Annotated in this window: 17 protein-coding genes; 6 read left to right on the top strand and 11 right to left on the bottom strand. The window is 68.3% G+C overall.

The annotated features are described in order from the left end of the window. Nucleotides 1-113 precede the first annotated feature (113 nt). Together HXX10_RS01495 and HXX10_RS01490 are read left to right on the top strand one after the other, a co-directional pair. Complete coding sequence (locus HXX10_RS01495; protein WP_296519565.1) at nt 114-1,556, top strand: peptide MFS transporter; 1,443 nt, start codon at nt 114-116, stop codon at nt 1,554-1,556. A gap of 100 nt (nt 1,557-1,656) precedes the next feature. Next, entirely contained in the window at nt 1,657-2,601 is a 945-nt protein-coding gene (locus HXX10_RS01490; RefSeq protein WP_296519564.1) for a UDP-glucuronic acid decarboxylase family protein, read from the top strand. A gap of 246 nt (nt 2,602-2,847) precedes the next feature. On the opposite strand, the gene HXX10_RS01485 is transcribed toward HXX10_RS01490, so the two are convergent. Beyond that, a complete protein-coding gene (locus tag HXX10_RS01485; protein WP_296519563.1) occupies nt 2,848-3,735 on the bottom strand; it encodes a tetratricopeptide repeat protein in 888 nt (295 codons plus the stop codon). A gap of 355 nt (nt 3,736-4,090) precedes the next feature. Next, a complete protein-coding gene (locus tag HXX10_RS01480; protein WP_296519562.1) occupies nt 4,091-5,257 on the bottom strand; it encodes a 4-hydroxybenzoate 3-monooxygenase in 1,167 nt (388 codons plus the stop codon). A 425-nt stretch (nt 5,258-5,682) separates the two neighbouring features. On the opposite strand from HXX10_RS01480, the gene HXX10_RS01475 reads away from it, so the two are divergent. Together HXX10_RS01475 and HXX10_RS01470 are read left to right on the top strand one after the other, a co-directional pair. After that, a complete protein-coding gene (locus HXX10_RS01475) occupies nt 5,683-7,224 on the top strand; it encodes a DEAD/DEAH box helicase (RefSeq protein ID WP_296519561.1) in 1,542 nt (513 codons plus the stop codon). Between the two features lie 254 nt (nt 7,225-7,478). Further along, entirely contained in the window at nt 7,479-8,546 is a 1,068-nt protein-coding gene (locus HXX10_RS01470) for a diguanylate cyclase (RefSeq protein WP_296519560.1), read from the top strand. 236 nt (nt 8,547-8,782) lie between these two features. Here the strand turns inward: HXX10_RS01470 and HXX10_RS01465 are convergent, their stop codons facing one another. The 8 genes from HXX10_RS01465 to HXX10_RS01430 all read right to left on the bottom strand — a co-directional run bounded on the left by HXX10_RS01465 (nt 8,783) and on the right by HXX10_RS01430 (nt 16,183). After that, nucleotides 8,783-9,166, bottom strand: coding sequence for an iron-sulfur cluster assembly accessory protein (locus tag HXX10_RS01465; RefSeq protein WP_296519559.1), 384 nt, complete (start codon nt 9,164-9,166; stop codon nt 8,783-8,785). Nucleotides 9,167-9,228: 62 nt separating this feature from the next. Next, nucleotides 9,229-9,636: an SUF system Fe-S cluster assembly protein gene (locus tag HXX10_RS01460; RefSeq protein ID WP_296519558.1), complete on the bottom strand. Its 408-nt coding sequence runs from the start codon at nt 9,634-9,636 to the stop codon at nt 9,229-9,231. Continuing rightward, nucleotides 9,633-10,877, bottom strand: a complete 1,245-nt coding sequence (locus HXX10_RS01455; protein ID WP_296519557.1) for a cysteine desulfurase — start codon at nt 10,875-10,877, stop codon at nt 9,633-9,635. The genes HXX10_RS01460 and HXX10_RS01455 overlap by 4 nt, the downstream gene beginning before the upstream one ends. A gap of 79 nt (nt 10,878-10,956) precedes the next feature. After that, the gene (gene sufD / locus HXX10_RS01450) at nt 10,957-12,288 is read right to left on the bottom strand and encodes a Fe-S cluster assembly protein SufD (protein WP_296519556.1); all 1,332 of its coding nucleotides are present in this window, start codon (nt 12,286-12,288) and stop codon (nt 10,957-10,959) included. A 12-nt stretch (nt 12,289-12,300) separates the two neighbouring features. Then, nucleotides 12,301-12,522 (bottom strand): hypothetical protein, encoded by a 222-nt coding sequence (locus HXX10_RS01445; RefSeq protein WP_296519555.1) that lies wholly within the window; start codon nt 12,520-12,522, stop codon nt 12,301-12,303. Nucleotides 12,523-12,534: 12 nt separating this feature from the next. Next, nucleotides 12,535-13,293 (bottom strand): Fe-S cluster assembly ATPase SufC, encoded by a 759-nt coding sequence (gene sufC, locus HXX10_RS01440; protein WP_296519554.1) that lies wholly within the window; start codon nt 13,291-13,293, stop codon nt 12,535-12,537. A 122-nt stretch (nt 13,294-13,415) separates the two neighbouring features. Beyond that, nucleotides 13,416-14,897 (bottom strand): Fe-S cluster assembly protein SufB, encoded by a 1,482-nt coding sequence (gene sufB, locus HXX10_RS01435; RefSeq protein ID WP_296519553.1) that lies wholly within the window; start codon nt 14,895-14,897, stop codon nt 13,416-13,418. 92 nt (nt 14,898-14,989) lie between these two features. Next, nucleotides 14,990-16,183 (bottom strand): cysteine desulfurase family protein, encoded by a 1,194-nt coding sequence (locus HXX10_RS01430; RefSeq protein ID WP_296519552.1) that lies wholly within the window; start codon nt 16,181-16,183, stop codon nt 14,990-14,992. Between the two features lie 332 nt (nt 16,184-16,515). Here HXX10_RS01430 and HXX10_RS01425 point away from each other — a divergent pair, with 332 nt between their 5' ends. After that, the gene (locus HXX10_RS01425; RefSeq protein ID WP_296519551.1) at nt 16,516-17,196 is read left to right on the top strand and encodes an alpha/beta hydrolase; all 681 of its coding nucleotides are present in this window, start codon (nt 16,516-16,518) and stop codon (nt 17,194-17,196) included. 9 nt (nt 17,197-17,205) lie between these two features. On the opposite strand, the gene HXX10_RS01420 is transcribed toward HXX10_RS01425, so the two are convergent. Then, nucleotides 17,206-19,308, bottom strand: a complete 2,103-nt coding sequence (locus HXX10_RS01420) for a methyl-accepting chemotaxis protein (protein ID WP_296519550.1) — start codon at nt 19,306-19,308, stop codon at nt 17,206-17,208. 581 nt (nt 19,309-19,889) lie between these two features. Between HXX10_RS01420 and tyrS the strand changes: the two genes are divergently transcribed. After that, nucleotides 19,890-21,146 (top strand): tyrosine--tRNA ligase, encoded by a 1,257-nt coding sequence (tyrS, locus tag HXX10_RS01415; protein ID WP_296519549.1) that lies wholly within the window; start codon nt 19,890-19,892, stop codon nt 21,144-21,146. The last annotated feature ends 10 nt before the right edge of the window (nt 21,147-21,156 follow it).

The raw sequence follows: 21,156 nt of genomic DNA, 5'->3' as shown, positions 1-21,156 counted from the left end.
GCGCAACCGCTGCGCCGGACAGTGCCCATTTCGCCGGACCACGCTCTCCCCCTAAACTGGCGGTTTCGTGCCCGCGCGAAAATCGCGCCGGGTCCGCTCCGTGGAACCAGCCCATGCAGTCCCCGCCTGCCGCCCCGTCGCCGCCCTCCGGCCCCGCCGCCCTGGCCGGGGCCGATTCGCCCGGGCGGGGCGACCTGTTCGGCCATCCTCGCGGGCTGGCGGTGCTGTTCGGGACCGAGATGTGGGAGCGCTTCTCCTATTACGGGATGCGGGCGCTCCTGGTCCTCTACATGGTCAAGCACCTGTCCGACCCGGAGCGCGCCGAGGCCGTGCTGGGCTATGCGGCCCTGCGCGGCGCGCTGGAGACCCTGACGGGCCCGCTCGGCGCCCAACCCTTCGCGTCGCATGTCTACGGGCTCTATACGGGCCTCGTCTATCTGACGCCGCTGTTCGGTGGCCTGCTCGCCGACCGCCTTCTCGGGCAGCGCCGTACCGTCGTGCTCGGCGCCGTCCTGATGGCGATCGGCCACTTCATGATGGCGTTCGAGACGCTGCTGTTCCCGGCGCTCGCGACCCTCATCCTCGGCAACGGCGCCTTCAAGCCCAACATCGTCACCCAGGTCGGCGGCCTCTATGCGGACGGCGACGCGCGGCGCGACCGTGCCTACTCGATCTTCTATGTCGGCATCAATATCGGGGCCTTCCTGGCGCCCCTCGTCTGCGGCTCGCTCGGCGAGCGGGTCGGCTGGCACTGGGGGTTCGGCGCCGCTGGCGTCGGCATGCTGATCGGCCTTGCAACCTATCTCGCCGGCCGCCCGGCGCTGCCGCGCGACGCCCTCGCCGGCGCCCCGGCGCGCCGCGACACCACGGCGCTCGCCCGCGAGGAGCGCAGCGCCATCCTGGCCGTGCTGCTGCTCTGCGTGCCCGTGACGCTGTTCTGGGCGACCTACGAGCAGGAGGGCAACACCATCGCGCTGTGGGCGGACGACCACACCGACCGCACCGTGTCGCTCTTCGGCTTTTCGGCCGAGATCCCGACCACCTGGTTCCAGGCCGTCAACCCGTTCCTGATCTTCGCCTTCACGCCGCTGGTGGTGGAGCTGTGGGCGTGGCAGAGCCGGCGCGGCCGCGAGCCCTCGACGCTCACCAAGATGGCGCTCGGCTGCCTCGGCGTGGCGCTGGCCAACCTGATCATGGCCGCGGCGGCGATGGGCGTCGGCAAGGCGAGCTGGTTGTGGCTGCTCGGCTACTTCGTCGTGCTCACCCTCGGCGAGCTGTACCTGTCGCCGATCGGCCTGTCGCTGGTCTCCAAGGTGGCGCCGGCGCGCCACGTCTCGCTGCTGATGGGGGTGTGGCTGGGGACGAGCTTCACCGGCAATCTTTTGGCCGGCGTGCTCGGCAGCCTGTGGTCCGGCATGGACAAGGCGGCCTTCTTCCTGATGATCGCCGCCGTCGCTGCGGCCGCCGCAGCCATGATCGCAGCGTTCCGAAAACCCCTGCACCGGCGTCTCGACCCCCCGCGCCCGGAGGACCGGCCGCCGGCGGCGACGCCCTGAGGCCGCATGCCGGGCGAGACCGGCGCCCCCTTGTTGTCCGGGCTCCCGCCTGCCACAAGCACTCCCGGTAATCCGACAACGCCCCCGGAGAAGGCGGCCCATGGACGACATTTCGGTTCTGGTGACGGGCGGCGCCGGCTTCCTCGGCTCGCATCTGTGCGACCGGCTGGTCGCGGCGGGGCACGAGGTGCTGTGCATCGACAATTTCTACACCGGCACACGCCGCAACGTGGCGCATCTGCTCGGCCGGCCGAACTTCGAGCTGCAGCGCCACGACGTGACGTTTCCGCTCTACGTGGAGGTCGACCGCATCTTCAACCTGGCCTGCCCGGCGAGCCCGGTGCACTACCAGTTCGATCCGGTGCAGACCACCAAGACCAGCGTGCACGGCGCCATCAACATGCTGGGGCTGGCCAAGCGGGTGAAGGCGCGCGTGCTGCAGGCCTCGACCTCCGAGGTCTACGGCGACCCGGAGATCCATCCGCAGCGCGAGGACTATTGGGGCCGGGTCAATCCGATCGGCATCCGGAGCTGCTACGACGAGGGCAAGCGCTGCGCCGAGACGCTGATGTTCGACTACCACCGCCAGCACGGGCTCGAGATCAAGGTGGTGCGCATCTTCAACACCTACGGGCCGCGCATGCATCCGAACGACGGCCGGGTGGTGTCGAACTTCATCGTCCAGGCGCTCAAGGGCGAGGAGATCACCATCTACGGCGACGGCCAGCAGACGCGCTCGTTCTGCTATGTCGACGACCTGATCGAGGGTTTGCTGCGGATGATGGAGACGCCGGCCGATTTCGTCGGGCCGGTGAACATCGGCAATCCGGGCGAGTTCACCATGCTGGAGCTGGCCGAGCTGGTGATGAAGCTCACCGGCAGCCGCTCGAAGCTGATCTTCCGGCCGCTGCCCTCCGACGATCCCAAGCAGCGCTGCCCCGACATCACGCTGGCCGGACAAAAACTCGGCTGGGCCCCGACCATCTCGCTCGAGGACGGCCTGAAGCCGACCATCGCGTATTTCAAGACGGTCCTGGGAGTGTGAGCGGGGGCGGAATGATCCGCCGCTCGTCATTCCGGGGCGCCGCGCAGCGGCGAGCCCGGAATCCATAAACGCTGACAGGGGTTATGGATTCCGGGCTCGCGGGCTTGCAGCCCGCGCCCCGGAATGACCACGGGATATTGATCCGATACCCCCCTCACCCGAAATCCTCGCTCATGCTCGCACTCCGACCTCTCGCCGCAAGCGGCAAGTCGTGGAATCGATATGATCGTCGGAGACAATTTCTGATCACTTCGACCGCAGCCGCTGCAGGTTGGTGCGGATCGCCTGGTCGGCCGGATCGTAGGCTACGGCACGTTCGTAATCGACGATGGCGAGATCGGTGCGGCCACGCCTCTCGTTGGCATAGGCCCGCCAGACGATGGCGTTGAAGGCCTTGTCGTCGATCTCCAGCGCACTGTCGAAATCGGCGACGGCGGCGTCATAGTCCTGCAGCACCATCGCCGCATAGCCGCGGCCCAGATAGGCGTAGAAGCGGTCGGTCGGCCCGCGCAGCGCCGAGCGGAGCGCCCGGTTGTAGTCGACCTTCGCCTCGTCGAAGCGCTCCAGATTGATCTTCGCCTCGGCGCGGGCCAGCAGGGCGCGGGCGTCCTGCGGATCGATCCGCACCGCGTCCGTGTAGCTTCCGATGGCGCGCTCGTGCTCGCCCATCGCGGCATAGACGCGCCCGATCGCATACGGATAGGCGGTCTTGCGGGGCTCCATGCGGGCGCCCGCCATGAAGTCGGTCATCGCGTCGCCGTAGCGCTGGCGGCGCAGATAGAAATAGCCGCGATCGAGATAGAGGGCCGGATCGGACGGCGCCAACGAGAGCGCCGTGGTGAAATCGGCTTCGGCCCGCTCGAAGTCCGCCACCTTCTCGTAAACGGCGGCGCGTGTCCTCAGCACGACGCGTCGGTCGGCGCCCTCCGGCAGCGTGGTCTTGATGGCCGCTTCATCGACCACGAGTCCGCGCTCGAGCGCCTTCAAGGTCTCGCGCTGCGCATTGCTGTTGAGCTGGCGCGTGAGCTTCTCGGAGAACGACTCGGAGCGCACCGGCTGCGCCCACAAAGCGATGCCGATCAGACCGAGCAGGATCGCGATGTCGATGCGCCGGATGCGGGGGACGGTGATCATGCCAGAGAACTCCACACCCGAACAGACTATACCAGATCGGTAATGGAAGCCCTCGCGGCGCCGTGCCAAATCGAGTCTGATTAGATCGATCTCATGCGCCTGCGCCGCAAGGCTTCGTCAACCATGCGGGCGCCTGCGGCGTGATCGGCGTGGGACGGCTGATCATGCCCGTCATTCCGGGACGCGCGTGTCAGCGCGCGGGCCCGGAATCCATACCCCCGGTGCCGATTGCCTTCGACGGACAGGGGTCATGGGTTCCGGGCTCGGCCCTGCGGGCCGCCCCGGAACGACCGAGCGCATCGGCAAAGTCCCCACCCGAGCGAGACGTCGCAAGTCGGTTTTCGTCACGCAGCCGTCACTCCAGCGGCAGGCCCGAATAGTTCTCGGCGAGCGCCGTCGAGGCGGCGACCGAGCCGGCCAGATACGCGATGTCGGCGAGCTGGCGGCGGCGGTCGAACGCAGTCTCGTCCGGGAAGCGATGCAGGAGCTGGGTCATGAACCAGGAGAAGCGCTGCGCCTTCCAGACCCGGTCGAGGCAGGTGCGCGAATAGGCGTCGAGCGCATCGGTACGGCCGTGGCGGTAATGCAGCGCCAGCGCGCGGGAGAGAAAGACGACGTCGGCGAAGGCGAGGTTCATGCCCTTGGCGCCGGTCGGCGGCTGGATGTGGGCGGAGTCGCCGGCCAGGAACAGCCGACCGTGCTGCATCGGCTCGACCACCACGCTGCGCATCGGCGTGACGCTTTTCTGCAGCACCCTGCCCTCGGCGAGGGCGCACGACCCGCCGAGGCGCGCCCGCAGCTCGTCGAAGATCCTCGCATCCGGCCAGCGCGCCGGATCCTCGTCCGGGTCGCACTGCAGATAGAGACGCGACAGCGACGGCGCGCGCATCGAGAACAGCGCGAAGCCGCGCTCGTGATACGCATAGATCAGCTCGTCCGAGGCCGGCGGCGATTCCGACAGAATGCCGAGCCAGCCGAACGGATAGCCGCGCTCGTAGACGGTGAGAACGCCGTCCGGGATGGCCGGACGCGAGATGCCGTGGAAGCCGTCGCAACCCGCCACCACGTCGCAAGCGAGTGCGCGCGTCTCGCCGCCGTGCCGGAAGGCGATCACAGATGATGAGCCGCCGAGCCCGTCGAGCGCCGTCGCCTCGGCCTCGAACAGGATCTGCCCGCCGCGATCGAGCAGCAGCGCGATCAGATCCTTCACGACCTCCTTCTGATCGTAGATCGTCACGATGCGGCCGACCAGACGGCGGAAGTCGATATGATGCAGGGCGCCGCCGCAGCTCAATCGGATGCCGTCATGCACGAGGCCCTCGCGCTGGAGGCGCTCGCCGGCGCCGATCTCGATCAGCAGATCTCTGGCCCACTGCTCCAGCAGTCCCGCCCGCACCCGCTGCTCGACATAGGCGCGGCTGCGGGACTCCAGCACCACGGACGAAATGCCCTCCCGCTGCAGCAACAGCGAGAGCATGAGGCCCGCAGGGCCCGCGCCGACAATGCCGACCTGAGTGCGCACGAGAAGAACCTCCCGGAATGTTTCTTGTTTGTCTGCAGCACCCTGTAGGCGGCCCGAGGGCCCCGAGAGAAGACCGTCGGCCGGGAAAGTCTGGAACATTCTGCGGCGCAGCACGGCCGCAGCACGGGCTGACCGCCGCGCCGATGCGCGATCGTCTGGTCGCGCCGGACGGTCCGGCAGCAAGGTGGGGCGGAGGCGCGCCGAGGCGGCCGGCAACCCGCCGCCGGCGCGGCTTGTGACGAAGAAACGACAGGAATTTACGGCGTTTACTTAACTTATCGCGGCGCGAAGCATTGACTTTGCAACCCGTCCGCCTATGTTGTCGCCAGTCGGTTCGCCCTATGTTCGACCGCCCATCCCGCATATCCGACGTCGACGACACACCGGCGCGGCTGGGAGTTCGGGGCGTTTATCTTTGAGGGTCCATGTCTTTTGACCAACTCGGCTTGTCCGAAAAAGTCCTCGCAGCGGTTACTTCTGCCGGTTACACCGCTCCGACGCCGATCCAGGAACAGGCCATCCCGCACGTTCTCGCACGCCGCGACGTCCTCGGTATTGCCCAGACGGGGACCGGCAAGACGGCGGCTTTCGTGCTGCCGATGCTCACCAAGCTCGAAACGGGCCGTGCGCGCGCCCGGATGCCGCGCACCCTGATCCTCGAGCCGACCCGCGAGCTCGCCGCCCAGGTCGAAGAGAGCTTCATCAAGTACGGCAAGAATCACAAGCTGAACGTCGCGCTGCTGATCGGCGGCGTCTCGTTCGGCAATCAGGATACCAAGCTCACCCGCGGCGTCGACGTGCTGATCGCGACGCCGGGTCGCCTGCTCGATCACACCGAGCGCGGTGGGCTGCTGCTCACCGGCGTCGAGCTCTTGGTGATCGACGAAGCCGATCGCATGCTCGACATGGGCTTCATCCCGGACATCGAGCGCATCTGCAAGCTCGTGCCCTTCACGCGCCAGACGCTTTTCTTCACGGCGACGATGCCGGCGGAGATCCGGCGCATCACCGAGCAGTTCCTGCACAACCCGGTGAAGGTCGAGGTGTCGCGTCCGGCCACCACGGTCGATGCGATCACCCAGAGCCTGGTGAAGGCGGGACGCGAGCCGCACGACAAGCGTGAGGTGCTGCGCCGGCTGATCCGCCAGGCCGACGGCCTCAAGAACGCGATCGTGTTCTGCAACCGCAAACGCGACGTGGCGACGCTGCACCGCTCGCTGCTGCGACACAAGTTCTCCGCCATCGCCCTGCACGGCGACATGGACCAATCGGCCCGCACCGCCGCGCTCGACCAGTTCCGCAAGGGCGAGATTGCGATCCTGGTGGCGTCTGACGTCGCGGCCCGCGGCCTCGACATTCCGGACGTCAGCCACATCTTCAACTTCGACGTTCCGCATCACCCGGACGATTACGTGCATCGCATCGGCCGCACCGGCCGGGCGGGCCGCAGCGGCACCGCCATCACGATCGTCACCAGCGCCGAGCAGAAGTCGGTCGTCGCGATCGAGAAGCTGATCGGCCGCACCATCGAATGGCAGGGCGCGCCGCACGCCGACGATCCGGCCGAGGACGATGGGCCGCGCGAGCCGGTCCGCATGGGTGCCCGCATGCCACGTCGCGGCCGCGAGGGACAGGGCCGCGACCGGCACAGTGGCGAACGCCAGGGCGGCGAACGCCAGGGCGGTGAACGTCATTCCGAGCGCACCGCCGCCGAGGGCGAGCACCACGGTCGCGAGCGTCAGGGCGGCGAGCGTCAGGGCGGCGAGCGTCAGGGCGGCGAGCGGCAAGGCCGCGACGGCCAGCGCGACCGGACCGCGAAGCCGGCGCACGGCGCGCCGCGCACGAAACCCGGTAACGTGACCCCGATCGAGGCGGTGCGCCGCCGGACGCCGCGCGACGAGGCACCGGACGACATCGAGTCCTATCTGCCCGCCTTCCTGCTCCGGCCCGTGCGGGTGAAAGCCTGAGGTCGACGCGCGCCCGGGCGGACCGCCCGGGCAGTCGCATGTCGGGCTAGATCGAAATTACCGTCAGGCACCAGAACCGGTTATTTTTCGAGTCCGACAATCGACTTTGCGCAGCCTCTGGCCGCGCATTGTCGCATTGCTTTGTCACCAGTCGTTTACGTCAAATTTAGCCGCCCGACCTAGACTTTCCACGACGGGTCGAAGGCGCCGACGCTCGGCCGACCGTCGCTCTCCCTTGCTGACGGAGTGAGCGGATGACCGACATGCCGAACGATTACGAGCGAACCGTTCCCTTCGCCAAGGTCGCGCTCGACCAGATCAAGGCGCTCCGCCAGTCGGCTGTGCCGCGCAATTACGAGATCTGGTACCACTACGCGACCGGCTACAACCCGTCCCTCAACGCGGCCATCAACGACCGCCTGTCGCGCCTCGGCACCCTGTCGACCGAGGACATCGACCGCCTCCACGCTCAGTTCTTCGCCCCGGCCCGGCTCGGCGAGCGGATCGACTCGATCGGCGGCGAGGTGGTCATCAAGATCGATCAGATCATGGCGGTGCTCGATGCCGCCGTCGGCTCGGCGAGCCGGCACACCGAGAGCCTCGCCGACGCGAGCGACCAGCTCGGCCACGCCGAGGACGACGCCGCCGTGCACGAGATTCTCGGCGGGCTGATCCGCACCGTCAAGGCGATGGAGACCAGCAACAAGGAGCTGGAGCTCCGCCTCACCGCCTCCAAGGACGAGATCGCCAAGCTGCAGCAGAATCTCGACGAGGTGCGCAGCGAGAGCCTGACGGATCCGCTCACCACGCTCGCCAACCGCAAGTGCTTCGACGACGTGCTCGCCCGCATGGTCGAGCAGGCCAAGCTGCGCAACGAGCCGCTGTCGATGATCCTCACCGACATCGACCACTTCAAGCGATTCAACGACACCTACGGCCACCTCACCGGCGATCAGGTGCTGCGCCTCGTCGCGCTCTCGGTGAAGCAGAACGTCAAGGGCCAGGACCTCGCGGCACGCTACGGCGGCGAGGAGTTCGCCGTGATCCTCCCCGACACCACGCTGCGCGCCGCCATCACGGTCGCCGACTACATCCGCCGCGCCGTGATGGGCAAGGAGCTGATGAAGCGCTCGACCCGCGAGATGCTCGGCCGCGTCACCATCTCGTGCGGCGTCGCCACCCTGCATTCGGGCGACACCATCCAGAGCTTCATCGAGCGCGCCGACACCTGCCTCTATGCCGCCAAGCACGCCGGCCGCAACCACGTGATCTGCGAGGTCGATCCCGAGGTCTCGCCCGTGGTGGAGATGCAGATCGCGTGAAGGATTGTCGCGCCGTCGACCCGGCACGGCTCTCGTGATCGACGACCCTGCACGACACTGGTCGTTCCGGGGCGGCGCAACGCCCCGAACCCGGAACCCTAACCCCTGCCTCTCGATGACAATCAGCACCGGGAGTATGGATTCCGGGCCCGCGCGCAAAGGCGCGCGTCCCGGAATGACGGCGCGTGAAACGTGTTCTTCCTCGTCGCAAGGGACGAAGAAGCACCCGCCCGCCCCTACCCGGCCGCGACCTCGTCGACGGCCGCCGGCTTGATCGATACCGACTCGCCGCAGCCGCAGGCCGAAATCTCGTTCGGATTGCTGAACACGAAGCCCGCGGAGAGCTTCGCGGTCCTGAAGTCCATCTCGGTGCCGAGCAGGAACAGCACCGCCTTGGGATCGACCAGGAGGCGCACGCCCTTGTCCTCGACCACCTCGTCGGTCGGCGCCACCGCGGCGGCGTATTCCATCGTGTAGGACATGCCGGCGCAGCCGCCGTTCTTGACGCCGATCCGCACCCCGGCGATCGGCCTGTCGGCCCGCGCCATGATGTCCTTGATGCGGGCCGCGGCGGCATCCGTCAGGCGGATCACCTGCGGCCTCGGTCGCGCATTCGCCATCGCTCACCTCCACTGCCGGATACCGCGGCTCGTCCGGCGAGCCGGACGGCGCGCGCCGGCGCCTACCAAATGTTCAGGACGACCCGCGCCTCGTCGGACATCCGGCTCGGATCCCACGGCGGCTCCCAGACGATCTCGACCGACACCGGCCCGACGCCGGACACGCTCGCCACCGCGTTCTCCACCATGATCGGCAGCTCCTGGGCCGACGGACAGTTGGGCGTCGTCAGCGTCATGTCGACCGCGATCGCCCGGTCGTCGCCGATCTCGATCTTGTAGATCAGACCGAGCTCGTAGATGTCGGCCGGGATCTCGGGGTCGTAGACGGTCTTCAGCGCCGCGACGATGTCGTCGGTGAGGCGGGCGACCTCCTCGGGCGGCAGCGCTCCGCCGCCGGGCCGCACCGCGACGGTCGCGTTGGCGACCGGGGCTGAGGAGGCTGCATCCATCGGCTTGCTCTGGTCGTTCATGCGAACATGTCCTGCGCCTTGATCAGGGCCTCGGCCAGACGGTCGACCTCTTCGGTCGTGTTGTAAAGACCGAACGAGGCCCGACAGGTGGCGGTGACGCCGAAGCGGGCGAGCAGCGGCATCACGCAATGGGTGCCGGCCCGCACGGCGATACCGGAGCGGTCGATGATGGTGGCGATGTCGTGCGGGTGCGCGCCCTTCATCTCGAACGAGACGATCGCCCCCTTGTCGCGCGCCGTGCCGATGATGCGCAGCGAGTTGATCTCGCGCAGCCGGTCCTGGGCATAGGCGAGGAGCGCCTGCTCGTGGGCGCGGATGCGCCCGCGGCCGATCGACTCGACATAGTCGATCGCGGCGCCGAAGCCGATCGCTTGGACGATCGCCGGCGTGCCCGCCTCGAAGCGGTGCGGCGGATCCCCGTAGGTGACGCGGTCCTCGGAGACCTCGCGGATCATCTCGCCGCCGCCCAGGAACGGCGGCATGGCGGCGAGCAGATCGTACTTGCCGTAGAGCGCCCCGATGCCGGTCGGGCCGTAGAGCTTGTGGCCCGTCACCACATAGAAGTCGCAGCCGATGTCCTGGACGTCGACATCGAGATGCACCGAGCCCTGCGCCCCGTCGACCAGCACCGGGATGCCGCGGGCGTGCGCCAGACGCACCACCTCCTTGACCGGCACCTCGGTGCCGAGCCCGTTCGACATCTGCGTGATGGCGACCATCTTGGTGCGGTCGGTCAGCAGTTTCTCGAACTCGTCGAGCAGGAAGTTGCCCTCGTCGTCGACCGGCGCCCACTTGATCACGGCACCGTGGCGCTCGCGGAGAAAATGCCACGGCACGATGTTGGAGTGGTGCTCCATGATCGAGAGCACGATCTCGTCGCCGGGCCCGATGCGCTCGCGCCCGAACGTCTGGGCGACCAGGTTGATCGCCTCGGTGGCGTTGCGGGTGAAGATGATCTCCTCGGCGCGCGCGGCATTGATGAAGGCCCGCACCTTTTCGCGCGCCCCTTCGTAGGCCTCGGTCGCCGCGTTGGCGAGGTAGTGCAGACCGCGATGCACGTTGGCGTATTCGTGCGTGTAGGCATAAGTGAGCCGGTCGAGCACCGCGGTCGGCTTCTGGGCCGAGGCGGCGTTGTCGAGATAGACGAGCGGCTTGCCGTAGACCTTCAGGGACAGCGCCGGAAAATCCTCCCGGATGCGCGCGACGTCGTAGCTGCCGTTCCGAACCGCCGGATGGGTCATGTCATGCACTCTGGGCGACGCGACGCCCTTCTCCCCGCCTGCAGGAGAGGCGGAACAATCATCGCGCTGTCGAGACCGGTCATTCCCGCGCCTCGAGCCAACGCATCACTGCGGCCGTGAGGGCGTCGCGGACTCCCTCGTTCGCGACCACGTCGATCGCCTCGCCGACAAAGGACTGGATCAGCAGCGTCTCGGCCTGCTTCTTCGGGATGCCGCGCGCCATCAGATAGAAACGCAGATCCTCGTCGAGCGCCCCGGCCGTGGCGCCATGGCCGCACACCACGTCGTCGGCGAAGATTTCCAGCTCGGGCTTGTGGTCGGCCTCGGCCGTCTCCGACAGCAGCAGCGCGTGCGACGCCATCTTGCCGTCGGTCTTCTGCGCGTCCGGCCGCACGATGGTCTTGCCCTGGAAGACGCTGCGGCTCTCGCCTTCGAGCACGCCCTTGTAGATCTCGCGGCTCTTGCAGCCGCCGATCGCGTGGTCGACCACCAGCGTCGCATCGGCGTGCTGGCGGCCCTTGAGCAGGGTCGCGCCGTCGAGCGACAGGGTCGAGCCCGCACCGTCGCAGCGCGCGAAGATCTGGTTGCGCACCGCGGCGCCGCCGATCGTGAAGTTGAGGTCGCGGAACTGCACATTCCGGCCGAGCGCCGCCGTCAGGGTGGAGACGTGCAGCGCCGCGGCGCCCTCGGTGCCGATCTTCACATGGTCGATCTCGGCGCCGTCGCCGGCGACGATCTCGAGCGCGGTATTGACCTGATAGTCGAGACCGTCCGGCCCCTCGTGGCTCTCCACCACGGTCACGGCCGCGCCGGCCCCGACGCTCACCAGCGAGCGGGTGAACACGGCCGCGGGAACCGGGCCGGTGAAGCAGAACACCAGATGGATCGGCCGCGCGATCTTCACACCCGGCGCGACCCGGATGACGGCGCCGTCGCCCATGAAGGCCGTGTTGAGCGCGAAAGCCACGTCCTTCTCGGCCGGGCTCTGCGCCCCGAGCCGCCCCATCACCTCGGCGTCGCCCTGCGTCAGCGCATCGGCGAGCGAGCCGATGGTCAGGCCCGGTTCGAGACCGCCGAGGTCGGAGACGTCCTTCAGCAGCACGCCGTCGGCGACGACGACGCGGCGCAGGTCGACGCCGGACAGGATCGCGCCGGCGGCGCGGGCCCGCACCCGGCCGATCTCGCCGGGCGGCTGCGCCAGCGGCTTGGCGTCGCGCATCAGCGCGCGCAGATCCGTGTATTTCCACTCCTCGACACGGCGGTTCGGCAGGCCGGCGGCCTCGAACTTCTTGAACGCGGCCTCGCGGCGCGCGGTCAGCGGCGCGGCGCCGGGCAGCCGGTCCTTCACGCCGGTCCAGGCGTCGGCGATCTGCCGTTCGGCCTCCGACTTCGTCACGGTCGCTTGCGTCATGGTGTCATCCAATCAAACGGGACTTGCCGCCCAAGCTTCGATCCGATCGAGGCGACGCTCCACACGGTCGAGCCGCAAATCGAGGTGATCGATCCGAACCGAGAGCTGAGTGACCTGGATCCCCAGGTTGCCGACCCGCTGGGTCAGCTCCAGCACCCGGTCCGACAGCGTGTCGAGCTGGGTGCGAATCGCCCGCAGGTGCTGCAGCACGGGATTGTCGACCTCCTCGGTCATCGCGTCCCGGCGTCAGGCCGCCGCCTCCTGCTCGTAGTCGGCATAGCCGCGCTCCTCGAGCTCGAGCGCCAGCTCCTTGCCGCCGGTGCGAACGATGCGGCCACGGGAAAAAACGTGGACGATGTCGGGGATGATGTGGTCGAGCAGGCGCTGGTAGTGGGTGATGACGATCATGCCGCGCTCCGGCGAGCGCAGCCGGTTGACGCCTTCGGCGGCGATCTTCAACGCGTCGATGTCGAGGCCCGAGTCGGTCTCGTCGAGCACCGCGAGCTTGGGCGCCAGCAGCGCCATCTGCAGCACCTCGTTGCGCTTCTTCTCGCCGCCCGAGAAGCCGACATTGACGGGCCGTTTGAGCATCTCCGGATCGATCGAGAGCTTCTTGGCCTCCTCGCGCACCCGCTTCATGAACTCCGGCGTCGACAGCTCCGGCTCGCCGCGCTTCTTGCGCTGGGCGTTCATCGCGGTGCGCAGGAATGTCATGGTGGCGACGCCCGGGATCTCCATCGGGTACTGGAACGCCAGGAACAGGCCGCGGGCGGCGCGCTCGTCGGGTTCGAGCGCCAAGAGGTCGATGCCGTCGAGCGTCACCGTGCCGCCCGTCACCTCGTAGCCCGACTTGCCGGACAAGACATGCGCCAGCGTCGACTTGCCGGAGCCGTTCGGACCCATGATGGCGTGCACCTCGCCCGGGTTCACCACCAGATCGACCCCGCGCAGGATCTGGCGGTCCGCGACGGAAGCCTGCAGGTTCTTGATTTCCAGAAGCGACATTTCGTTTTCACCTCGTGTTGTCCCGCCCTGCATCGCAGCGGCCGGGCGTCACGCGTCGAAGACATGGCTTTCGAGCGCCCGCGAAACCCGCCGGAAGCGGAGCCGCGGACGCTGATTTCCGATCAGCCGACCGAGCCTTCCAGGCTGATGGAGATGAGCTTCTGGGCCTCGACGGCGAACTCCATCGGCAGATGCTGGAGCACGTCCTTGACGAAGCCGTTGACCACCAGCGCCACCGCCTCCTCCTGCGAGAGGCCGCGCTGCCTGCAGTAGAACAGCATGTCCTCGGAGATCTTGGAGGTGGTGGCCTCGTGCTCGAACAAGGCGGAGGAATTCTTCGCCTCGATGTACGGGACCGTGTGGGCGCCGCAGTGCGGGCCGATCAAGAGCGAGTCGCAGTTGGTGAAGTTGCGCGCGCCCGTGGCTTTCCGATGGGCCGAGACCAGCCCCCGATAGGTGTTGTCGGAGCGCCCCGCCGCGATGCCCTTGGAGATGATCCGGCTCGTCGTGTTCTTGCCGAGATGGATCATCTTGGTTCCCGAATCGACCTGCTGGCGGCCGTTCGAGATGGCGATCGAGTAGAACTCTCCGCGCGATCCGTCGCCCCGCAGGATGCAACTCGGATACTTCCAGGTGATGGCCGAGCCGGTCTCCACCTGGGTCCAGGAGATCTTCGAGCGCGCGCCGCGGCAGTCGCCCCGCTTGGTGACGAAGTTGAAGATGCCGCCCTTGCCCTCGGCGTCGCCGGGGTACCAGTTCTGCACGGTCGAGTACTTGATCTCGGCGTCGTCGTGCGCGATCAGCTCGACCACGGCGGCATGGAGCTGGTTCTCGTCGCGCCGCGGCGCCGTGCAGCCTTCCAGATAGCTGACATACGACCCCTTGTCGGCGATGATCAGGGTGCGCTCGAACTGGCCGGTGTTGCGCTCGTTGATGCGGAAATAGGTGGACAGCTCCATCGGGCATCGCACGCCCGGCGGGATGTAGACGAACGAGCCGTCGGAGAACACGGCCGAGTTCAGGGTGGCGAAGAAGTTGTCGGAGACCGGCACGACCGAGCCCAGGTACTTCTGCACCAGCTCGGGATGCTCGCGGATCGCCTCCGAGATCGGCATGAAGATCACGCCGGCCTTCTTCAGCTCCTCCTTGAACGTGGTGGCGACCGAGACCGAATCGAACACGGCGTCGACGGCGACGCGCGACGACCCTTCCGGGCGCACCACGCCGGCCAGGATCTCGCGCTCGCGCAGCGGGATGCCGAGCTTCTCGTAGGTCTTGAGAATCTCCGGATCGACCTCGTCGAGCGATTTTGGCGCGACGAAGGCTTTTGGGGCCGCGTAATAGTAGGCGTTCTGGTAGTCGATCTTCGGATAGTCGACGCGGGCCCAGGTCGGCTCGTCCATGGTGAGCCAGCGGCGGAACGCCTCCAGCCGCCACTCCAGCATCCAGGCCGGCTCTTCTTTCTTGGCCGAGATGAACCGGACCGTGTCCTCGGAGAGCCCCTTGGGTGCCTTCTCGGTCTCGATGTCGGTCTCGAAACCGTACTTGTACTGGTCGACGTCGATGCTCCGGACCTGCTCGACGGTCTCTTGCACGGCCGGCATGTCATTCCCTCCACTGCGGTTTCAAGGACCGCGGGTTGGATGTTGGCCTATGGTGTTCTGCCTGCGGAAGATCACCTTCGGAAAAGATCGCGTCACGCGGCAATACCGCATCCTCCCCTAGATAGTCTAAGCACGAGCCCGTTCCAAGCGCCCACGAAGGCCGTGACGTCGCGCTCCGTGGTGGTCGGGCCGAGGCTGACCCGCACGGCGCCGGCCGCAATGGCCGGCGGCACGCCCATGGCGGCCAGCACCTGCGAGGCGCCGACCTTGCCGGACGAGCAGGCGGCGCCCGACGATACTGCGACGCCGGCGAGGTCGAGGGCGATCAGCGCCGTCTCGGCCTTGAAGCCGGGATGCGCCAGCAGGCTGGTATTGGGCAGGCGGGGCGCCCCCGCGCCAATCACCGCGGTTTTCGGCGAGGCCGCCGTCACCTGCGCCTCCAGGCCGTCGCGCAACGCCACCATGGCCGGCGCGTCCGCCGCGAGGTCGCGGGCCGCCGCCGCGGCCGCCGCCCCGAAGCCCGCGATAGCGGCGACATTCTCGGTGCCGGCCCGAAAACCCCGCTCCTGGCCGCCGCCCTTCAGAAGCGGATCGGCGACGTGCAGGGCCGCACGCGCCACCAGCGCCCCGGTCCCCTGCGGGCCGCCGAGCTTGTGCCCCGACAGGCTCATCAAGTCGGCCCCGAGAGCATTGATGTCGCACGGGATCTTCCCGGCGCTCTGGACCGCGTCGACATGCAGGATCCCTCCGGCCGCATGAACCAGATCCGCCGCGGCGGCGATCGGCTGCACCACCCCGGTCTCGTTGTTGGCATGCATGAGCGATACCAACAGCCGAAACCCAGCATTTTCAGTGCGCAGGGCCGCCAGACGGGCCGCCAGCGCCTCCAGGTCGACGAGTCCGGCGGGGGTCACCGGCACAATGTCGACAGCGTTGGTCGGAAACCGGCCACCGCAGCGCACCGAGGCATGTTCGATCGCCGACACCAGCAGCCGATCAAATCGACCCTCGGCGGCACCGAGGGTCAGGGCCGGCGTCAGGGCCGGCGTCAGGGCCAGCGCATTGGCCTCGGTGCCGCCCGAGGTGAAAACAACATTGCGCGGCTCCGCCCCGACCAGGGCCGCCACCGCCTCGCGGGCGGTCTCGACCAGGCCGCGGGCCGCCCGCCCCTCGGCATGGACCGAGGACGGGTTGCCGGCACGGTCGAGCGCCGCCACGACGGCGGCGCGGGCCTCCGGCCGCAGCGGCGCCGTGGCGTTCCAATCGAGATAGACGCGCTCGCTCATGAGGTGCCGCTGGGTCCTGCCGGGGGTCTGCCGTCCTCGCCGCGCCGACGCCCGGCCGTGCCGGCCCGGATCAGCCGCAATGGCCCCTCCAAGCGCCACCCGCACGCGGGCCAGGCGCAACGAAAGCCTTGCTTTTCGCCCCGGTGATCATGCTAGACCAGGGCGCCGCGCCACCGACCGGCTTCGCGCAGCCGTCCCAGGGCCAGGATCATTCCGGAAATTCGAGGCGTTGTAGACAGATAGGCGGGTCGCGCCGGCGGCGTCAAGGCCGCCGCGGCGAGAGCCGGGGGCGGCGGTGCCACTGCACCGCCCGGACGACGAGGTTCACGAGCATGCCTGAGATCATCTTCAACGGGTCCGCCGGCCGGATCGAGGGGCGGTACCACCCGTCGCGGGTCAAGAACGCGCCGATCGCCATCGTGCTGCATCCGCACCCGCAGTTCGGCGGCACGATGAACCACCAGATCGTCTACCAGCTCTATTACGCCTTCGCGCATCGCGGCTTCTCCGTGCTACGCTTCAACTTCCGCGGAGTCGGCCGCAGCCAGGGCTCGTTCGACCACGGCCAGGGCGAATTGTCCGATGCCGCCTCGGCGCTCGACTGGGCCCAGGCCATCAACCCGGAGGCGCGGAGCTGCTGGATCGCCGGCTTCTCGTTCGGCGCCTGGATCGGCATGCAGCTTTTGATGCGGCGTCCCGAGATCGAGGGCTTCATCTCGATCGCCCCGCCGGCCAATCTCTACGACTTCTCGTTCCTGGCCCCCTGCCCGTCCTCCGGCCTGATCGTGCACGGCGAGCGCGACGCCGTGGTGCCCTACAAGGACGTCCAGACCCTGGTCGAGAAGCTGAAGACCCAGAAGGGCATCATCATCGAGCAGAAGGTGGTGCCGGGCGCCAACCACTTCTTCGACGCCAAGATCGAGCCGCTGATGCAGGCGATCACGTCCTATCTCGACAAGCGCCTCGCCACCGTCACGGTCAAGCCGGAGCCCCGCGGCCGTCGCACCGGGTGAGGCAACCGCTCAGGCTGCCCGCACCGTCGACAAGAACCGCTCGACCTCGACCTCCAGCCGGCTGCTCTCGCCGGCGAGCGCCCGGGCCGCCGACAGGACCTGGGCCGAAGCCGCCCCGGTCTCGCCGGCGCCGCGGTTCACCTGCGTGATGGTGCCGGCCACCTCGGTGGTGCCGTGCGAGGCCTGCTGGGCGTTGCGGGCGATCTCGGCGGTCGCCGCCCCCTGCTCCTCCACGGCCGCCGCGATCTCGGCGATGTGCGCAATGGTGCCGCCGATCTCCTTGATCGCCGTGACCGAGTCGCTGGTCGCCGCCTGCATGGCGCCGATCTGGGTGGCGATGTCGCCCGTCGCCTTGGCGGTCTGCCCGGCCAGCGCCTTCACCTCCTGGGCCACGATGGCGAAGCCCCGGCCGGCGTCGCCGGCCCGGGCGGCCTCGATGGTCGCGTTGAGCGCCAAGAGGTTGGTCTGCTCGGCGATGGCGGTGATCAGCTTGACGACGTCGCCGATCCGGGCCGCCGCCTGCGACAGCTCGCCGATGCGGCGGTCGGTCTGCTCGGCCTGGCGCACCGCCTCGGCGGCGATGCGGGTCGAATCCTGCACCTGCCGGCTGATCTCGCCGACCGAGGCGGACATCTGGCCGGCCGCCGAGGCGACGCTCTGGACGTTGTCGGAGGCCTGGTCGGAGGTGGACGCCGCCGTGGCCGACAGCCGCTGCGTCGTCTCGGCCGTCTGGGTCAGCGTGCCGGCCGACGCCTCGAGCTCGGTCGCGGCCGACGACACCGTCTCGACGATCTCGCCCACCGCGGCCTCGAAGGAATCGGCGATCCTGCTCATTTCGCGCCGGCGCGTCTCCGCCGCGGACTTCTCGACCTCGCCCTGCGCCGCGGCCTCGCGGCGCGCCTTCTCGGCCGCCTTGACCTTGAAGGTCTCGACCGCGCCGGCGATCTCGCCGATCTCGTCGAGACGACCGACGCCGGCCAGCACCACGTCGAGATTGCCGTTCGCCAGCTCGCGCATGCCATAGGTGAGCTGCGACAGCGGCCGGCCGATCCGCCGCCACGCGACCAGGAAGCCGGTGATGCCGACGATCAGCGCCAGGGCAAGGCCGGCCGCATTGACGACCAGCGCCGTGCGAGCGGCGTCCGCACGCTGATGGGCGTGGGCGATGATCTCGTCGAGGGCGGCCGTGCAGACGTCGACCAGGGCAGCGAGAGCGCCGTTCGCGACGTTCACGTATTCCAGTTCGGGGAACGGCGGGGCCTGTCCTGCCGCAGCGGCCTTCTCGACCTCGGCCCGTTTCTTCGGATAGACGTCGAACCGGCTCGTGTGCGCCGCCTGCACGGCAGCGACCACCGACGCCGGCACGCCGGGACGCGCCGACAGAGCCCGGACGATGCGCCACGCGGCCTCGGCCTGCCCGTTGAGCCCGCCCCGCCTCTCGCGAATGTCCGGAGGAAGCGCCCGCGCCGCCATCATCTGCTGGATGAGCGTCCGCTCGTTGCCGCTCAGGGCCCGCGCGATCCAGGCGGCCTCCTTGATCCCGACCAGCTCGGCGATTTCCGGATCGGCCATGCGGATCTGGTCGCTCAACGCCGCCGACACCCGCTCGAGCTCGTTGCCGAGCGCCAACGCGGTCGCGAACCATTCCTTCCCGAGCCCGGCGGGGCGCTGCGCGAGCGGCAGCTCGATCGCGCGGTCGGCCTTTTCACGCATCGTGACCACCGCGGCGACGAGCTGCCGGAGTTTTCCGACCACGTCGCCGTCGGCGCACCTGGTCTCTCCGCAGGCGGTCAGTAGCGCCTCGATCGCGGGACCTGCCTTGGCCCGCGCGGCGGCGAACTGGTCGGCCAGCTTGGGATCGGCAGGATCCGCCGCCTCGAGCGCGATGAACATCATGCCGCGCTCCGTCAGGGAGAACTGGATGACGTTGAACAAGGCGCGGTTGGCACTCGCGACCGCCTCGATCCGGGCGGTGGCCTGGACGTTCGTCCACGCATCGACGATCTCCCGCCCGGATTGCACACTCATCACGACCGCGCAAAGCCCGAACAGGATGTAGAGCGACGTGCATATTTTGATGCTTCGCACGCGATGCAACAACGTGGCGCTCATTGTTTCGACTCGGTTTGCGTCGCCGCTGGAAGGTTTCGGAGATCGTTCGAAAATGGCGGGTTAGGCGCTGTGATTGTCGCCTCACAGTGCAAGTCCAGACTTAACAGCCGGTTAGGTGGTCCGGCCCCGCCATGCATATTCGAACAGTCGGGGTGGTCGCGACCCGGTTTTTTTGCGGGGATGAACTATTCGGAGCGGATCGTGAACCGCTCCGAATCTGATCTAGACGCATTCCGATCCGTATAAATACGATAAAGAGCCGACGCAGACGATGGCTGTCGAACCGGCCCGGCCCCTAGGGGGGCCCGGCAGGCGTCGCCGAGCGCTGCGAAGTCGTGCCGGCCGGCTTTCCCCGCCGTCCCCGAGCCGACGCGACGGCTGGGCGTCCCACCGGACGCCCAGCCCGGACCGGCTCGTCCGCAGCAAACCCCACTCCGATTTGAAATCGACGCCGGACCTGATACACCCCGGCCCGAACGGCGCGAGGGCACTGGTGCCGGGCATCGGCTGGTGCAGCCGGCGTTTTCGCAGGCGACGCCATTGTGTCGCGACGCCGGCCTCCCCGCAGCGAGGACGAGGTCATGAGCAGCTACGAGTCCGATTTCCTCCGCGTCCTGGAGAGCCGCGGCTTCATCCACCAGGTGTCGGATGCGGCCGGGCTCGACGCCCTGGCGAAGAAGAACGAGCTCGTCGCCTATGTCGGTTACGACTGCACGGCGGCCTCGCTGCATGTCGGCCACCTGATCTCGATCATGATGTTGCACTGGCTGCAGCAGACCGGCAACAAGCCGATCGCTCTCATGGGCGGCGGCACCACGCGGGTGGGCGATCCCTCCGGCCGCGACGAAACGCGAAAACTGCTCACCTACGAGCAGATCGACGCCAACAAGAACAGCATCAAGCGGGTGTTCTCGAACTTCCTGTCCTTCGGCGAGGGGCGCGGCGACGCCGTCATGGCCGACAATGCCGAGTGGCTGACGACGCTCAACTACATCGAGATGCTGCGCGAGGTCGGCCGCCACTTCTCGATCAACCGCATGCTGACCATGGACTCGGTGAAGCTCCGGCTCGAGCGCGAGCAGGAGCTCTCCTTCATCGAGTTCAACTACATGATCCTGCAATCCTACGACTTCGTCGAGCTGGCGCGGCGCTACGGCTGCAACCTGCAGATGGGCGGCTCCGACCAGTGGGGCAACATCGTCAACGGCATCGATCTCGGCCGCCGGATGGGCACGCATCCGCTGCACGCGCTGACCTGCCCGCTGCTCACCACCGCCTCGGGCGCCAAGATGGGCAAGACCGCGGCCGGGGCCGTGTGGCTCGATGCCGGCATGCTGAGCCCGTACGACTACTGGCAGTTCTGGCGCAACACCGAGGACGGCGACGTGGTGTCGTTCCTGAAACTGTTCACGCTGCTGCCGCTCGCCGAGATCGAGCGCCTCGCGGCGCTCGGCGGGGCCGAGATCAACGAGGCCAAGAAGGTCCTGGCGACCGAGGCGACCGCCCTGGTGCACGGCCGGCCCGCCGCCGAGCAGGCCGCCGAGACGGCGCGGAAAACGTTCGAGGAAGGCTCGGTCGCGGCAAACCTGCCGACCGTGGAGGTCGCCCGCGCCGAACTCGAGGCTGGCCTCGGCGTGCTCACCGCCTTCGCCGAGAAGACCGGGCTGGTCGCCTCCAACGGCGAAGCCCGCCGCCAGGTCAAGGCCGGCGGCCTCAAGGTCAACGACGCCACCGTGACGGACGAGAAGCGGGTGCTCGGCCTGAAAGACCTCGGCGGCGACGGCGTGATCAAGCTGTCGCTCGGCAAGAAGAAGCACGTGCTGATCAAGGCGGTGTGAGGGGCGCACC

Source organism: Rhodoplanes sp. (genome assembly GCF_013377085.1).
GTDB lineage: Bacteria > Pseudomonadota > Alphaproteobacteria > Rhizobiales > Xanthobacteraceae > Rhodoplanes.
This window is presented reverse-complemented; position numbering and strand designations above follow the sequence as displayed.

Excerpts from the sequence above, each read along its gene's own strand:
- sufD (WP_296519556.1), bottom strand. The coding sequence starts at position 12,288 with ATGACGCAAGCGACCGTGACGAAGTCGGAGGCCGAACGGCAGATCGCC.
- HXX10_RS01470 (WP_296519560.1), top strand. The coding sequence starts at position 7,479 with ATGACCGACATGCCGAACGATTACGAGCGAACCGTTCCCTTCGCCAAG.
- HXX10_RS01485 (WP_296519563.1), bottom strand. The coding sequence starts at position 3,735 with ATGATCACCGTCCCCCGCATCCGGCGCATCGACATCGCGATCCTGCTC.
- HXX10_RS01430 (WP_296519552.1), bottom strand. The coding sequence starts at position 16,183 with ATGAGCGAGCGCGTCTATCTCGATTGGAACGCCACGGCGCCGCTGCGG.
- HXX10_RS01460 (WP_296519558.1), bottom strand. The coding sequence starts at position 9,636 with ATGAACGACCAGAGCAAGCCGATGGATGCAGCCTCCTCAGCCCCGGTC.
- HXX10_RS01420 (WP_296519550.1), bottom strand. The coding sequence starts at position 19,308 with ATGAGCGCCACGTTGTTGCATCGCGTGCGAAGCATCAAAATATGCACG.
- sufC (WP_296519554.1), bottom strand. The coding sequence starts at position 13,293 with ATGTCGCTTCTGGAAATCAAGAACCTGCAGGCTTCCGTCGCGGACCGC.
- HXX10_RS01445 (WP_296519555.1), bottom strand. The coding sequence starts at position 12,522 with ATGACCGAGGAGGTCGACAATCCCGTGCTGCAGCACCTGCGGGCGATT.
- tyrS (WP_296519549.1), top strand. The coding sequence starts at position 19,890 with ATGAGCAGCTACGAGTCCGATTTCCTCCGCGTCCTGGAGAGCCGCGGC.
- HXX10_RS01495 (WP_296519565.1), top strand. The coding sequence starts at position 114 with ATGCAGTCCCCGCCTGCCGCCCCGTCGCCGCCCTCCGGCCCCGCCGCC.
- HXX10_RS01465 (WP_296519559.1), bottom strand. The coding sequence starts at position 9,166 with ATGGCGAATGCGCGACCGAGGCCGCAGGTGATCCGCCTGACGGATGCC.
- HXX10_RS01455 (WP_296519557.1), bottom strand. The coding sequence starts at position 10,877 with ATGACCCATCCGGCGGTTCGGAACGGCAGCTACGACGTCGCGCGCATC.
- HXX10_RS01475 (WP_296519561.1), top strand. The coding sequence starts at position 5,683 with ATGTCTTTTGACCAACTCGGCTTGTCCGAAAAAGTCCTCGCAGCGGTT.
- sufB (WP_296519553.1), bottom strand. The coding sequence starts at position 14,897 with ATGCCGGCCGTGCAAGAGACCGTCGAGCAGGTCCGGAGCATCGACGTC.
- HXX10_RS01490 (WP_296519564.1), top strand. The coding sequence starts at position 1,657 with ATGGACGACATTTCGGTTCTGGTGACGGGCGGCGCCGGCTTCCTCGGC.
- HXX10_RS01425 (WP_296519551.1), top strand. The coding sequence starts at position 16,516 with ATGCCTGAGATCATCTTCAACGGGTCCGCCGGCCGGATCGAGGGGCGG.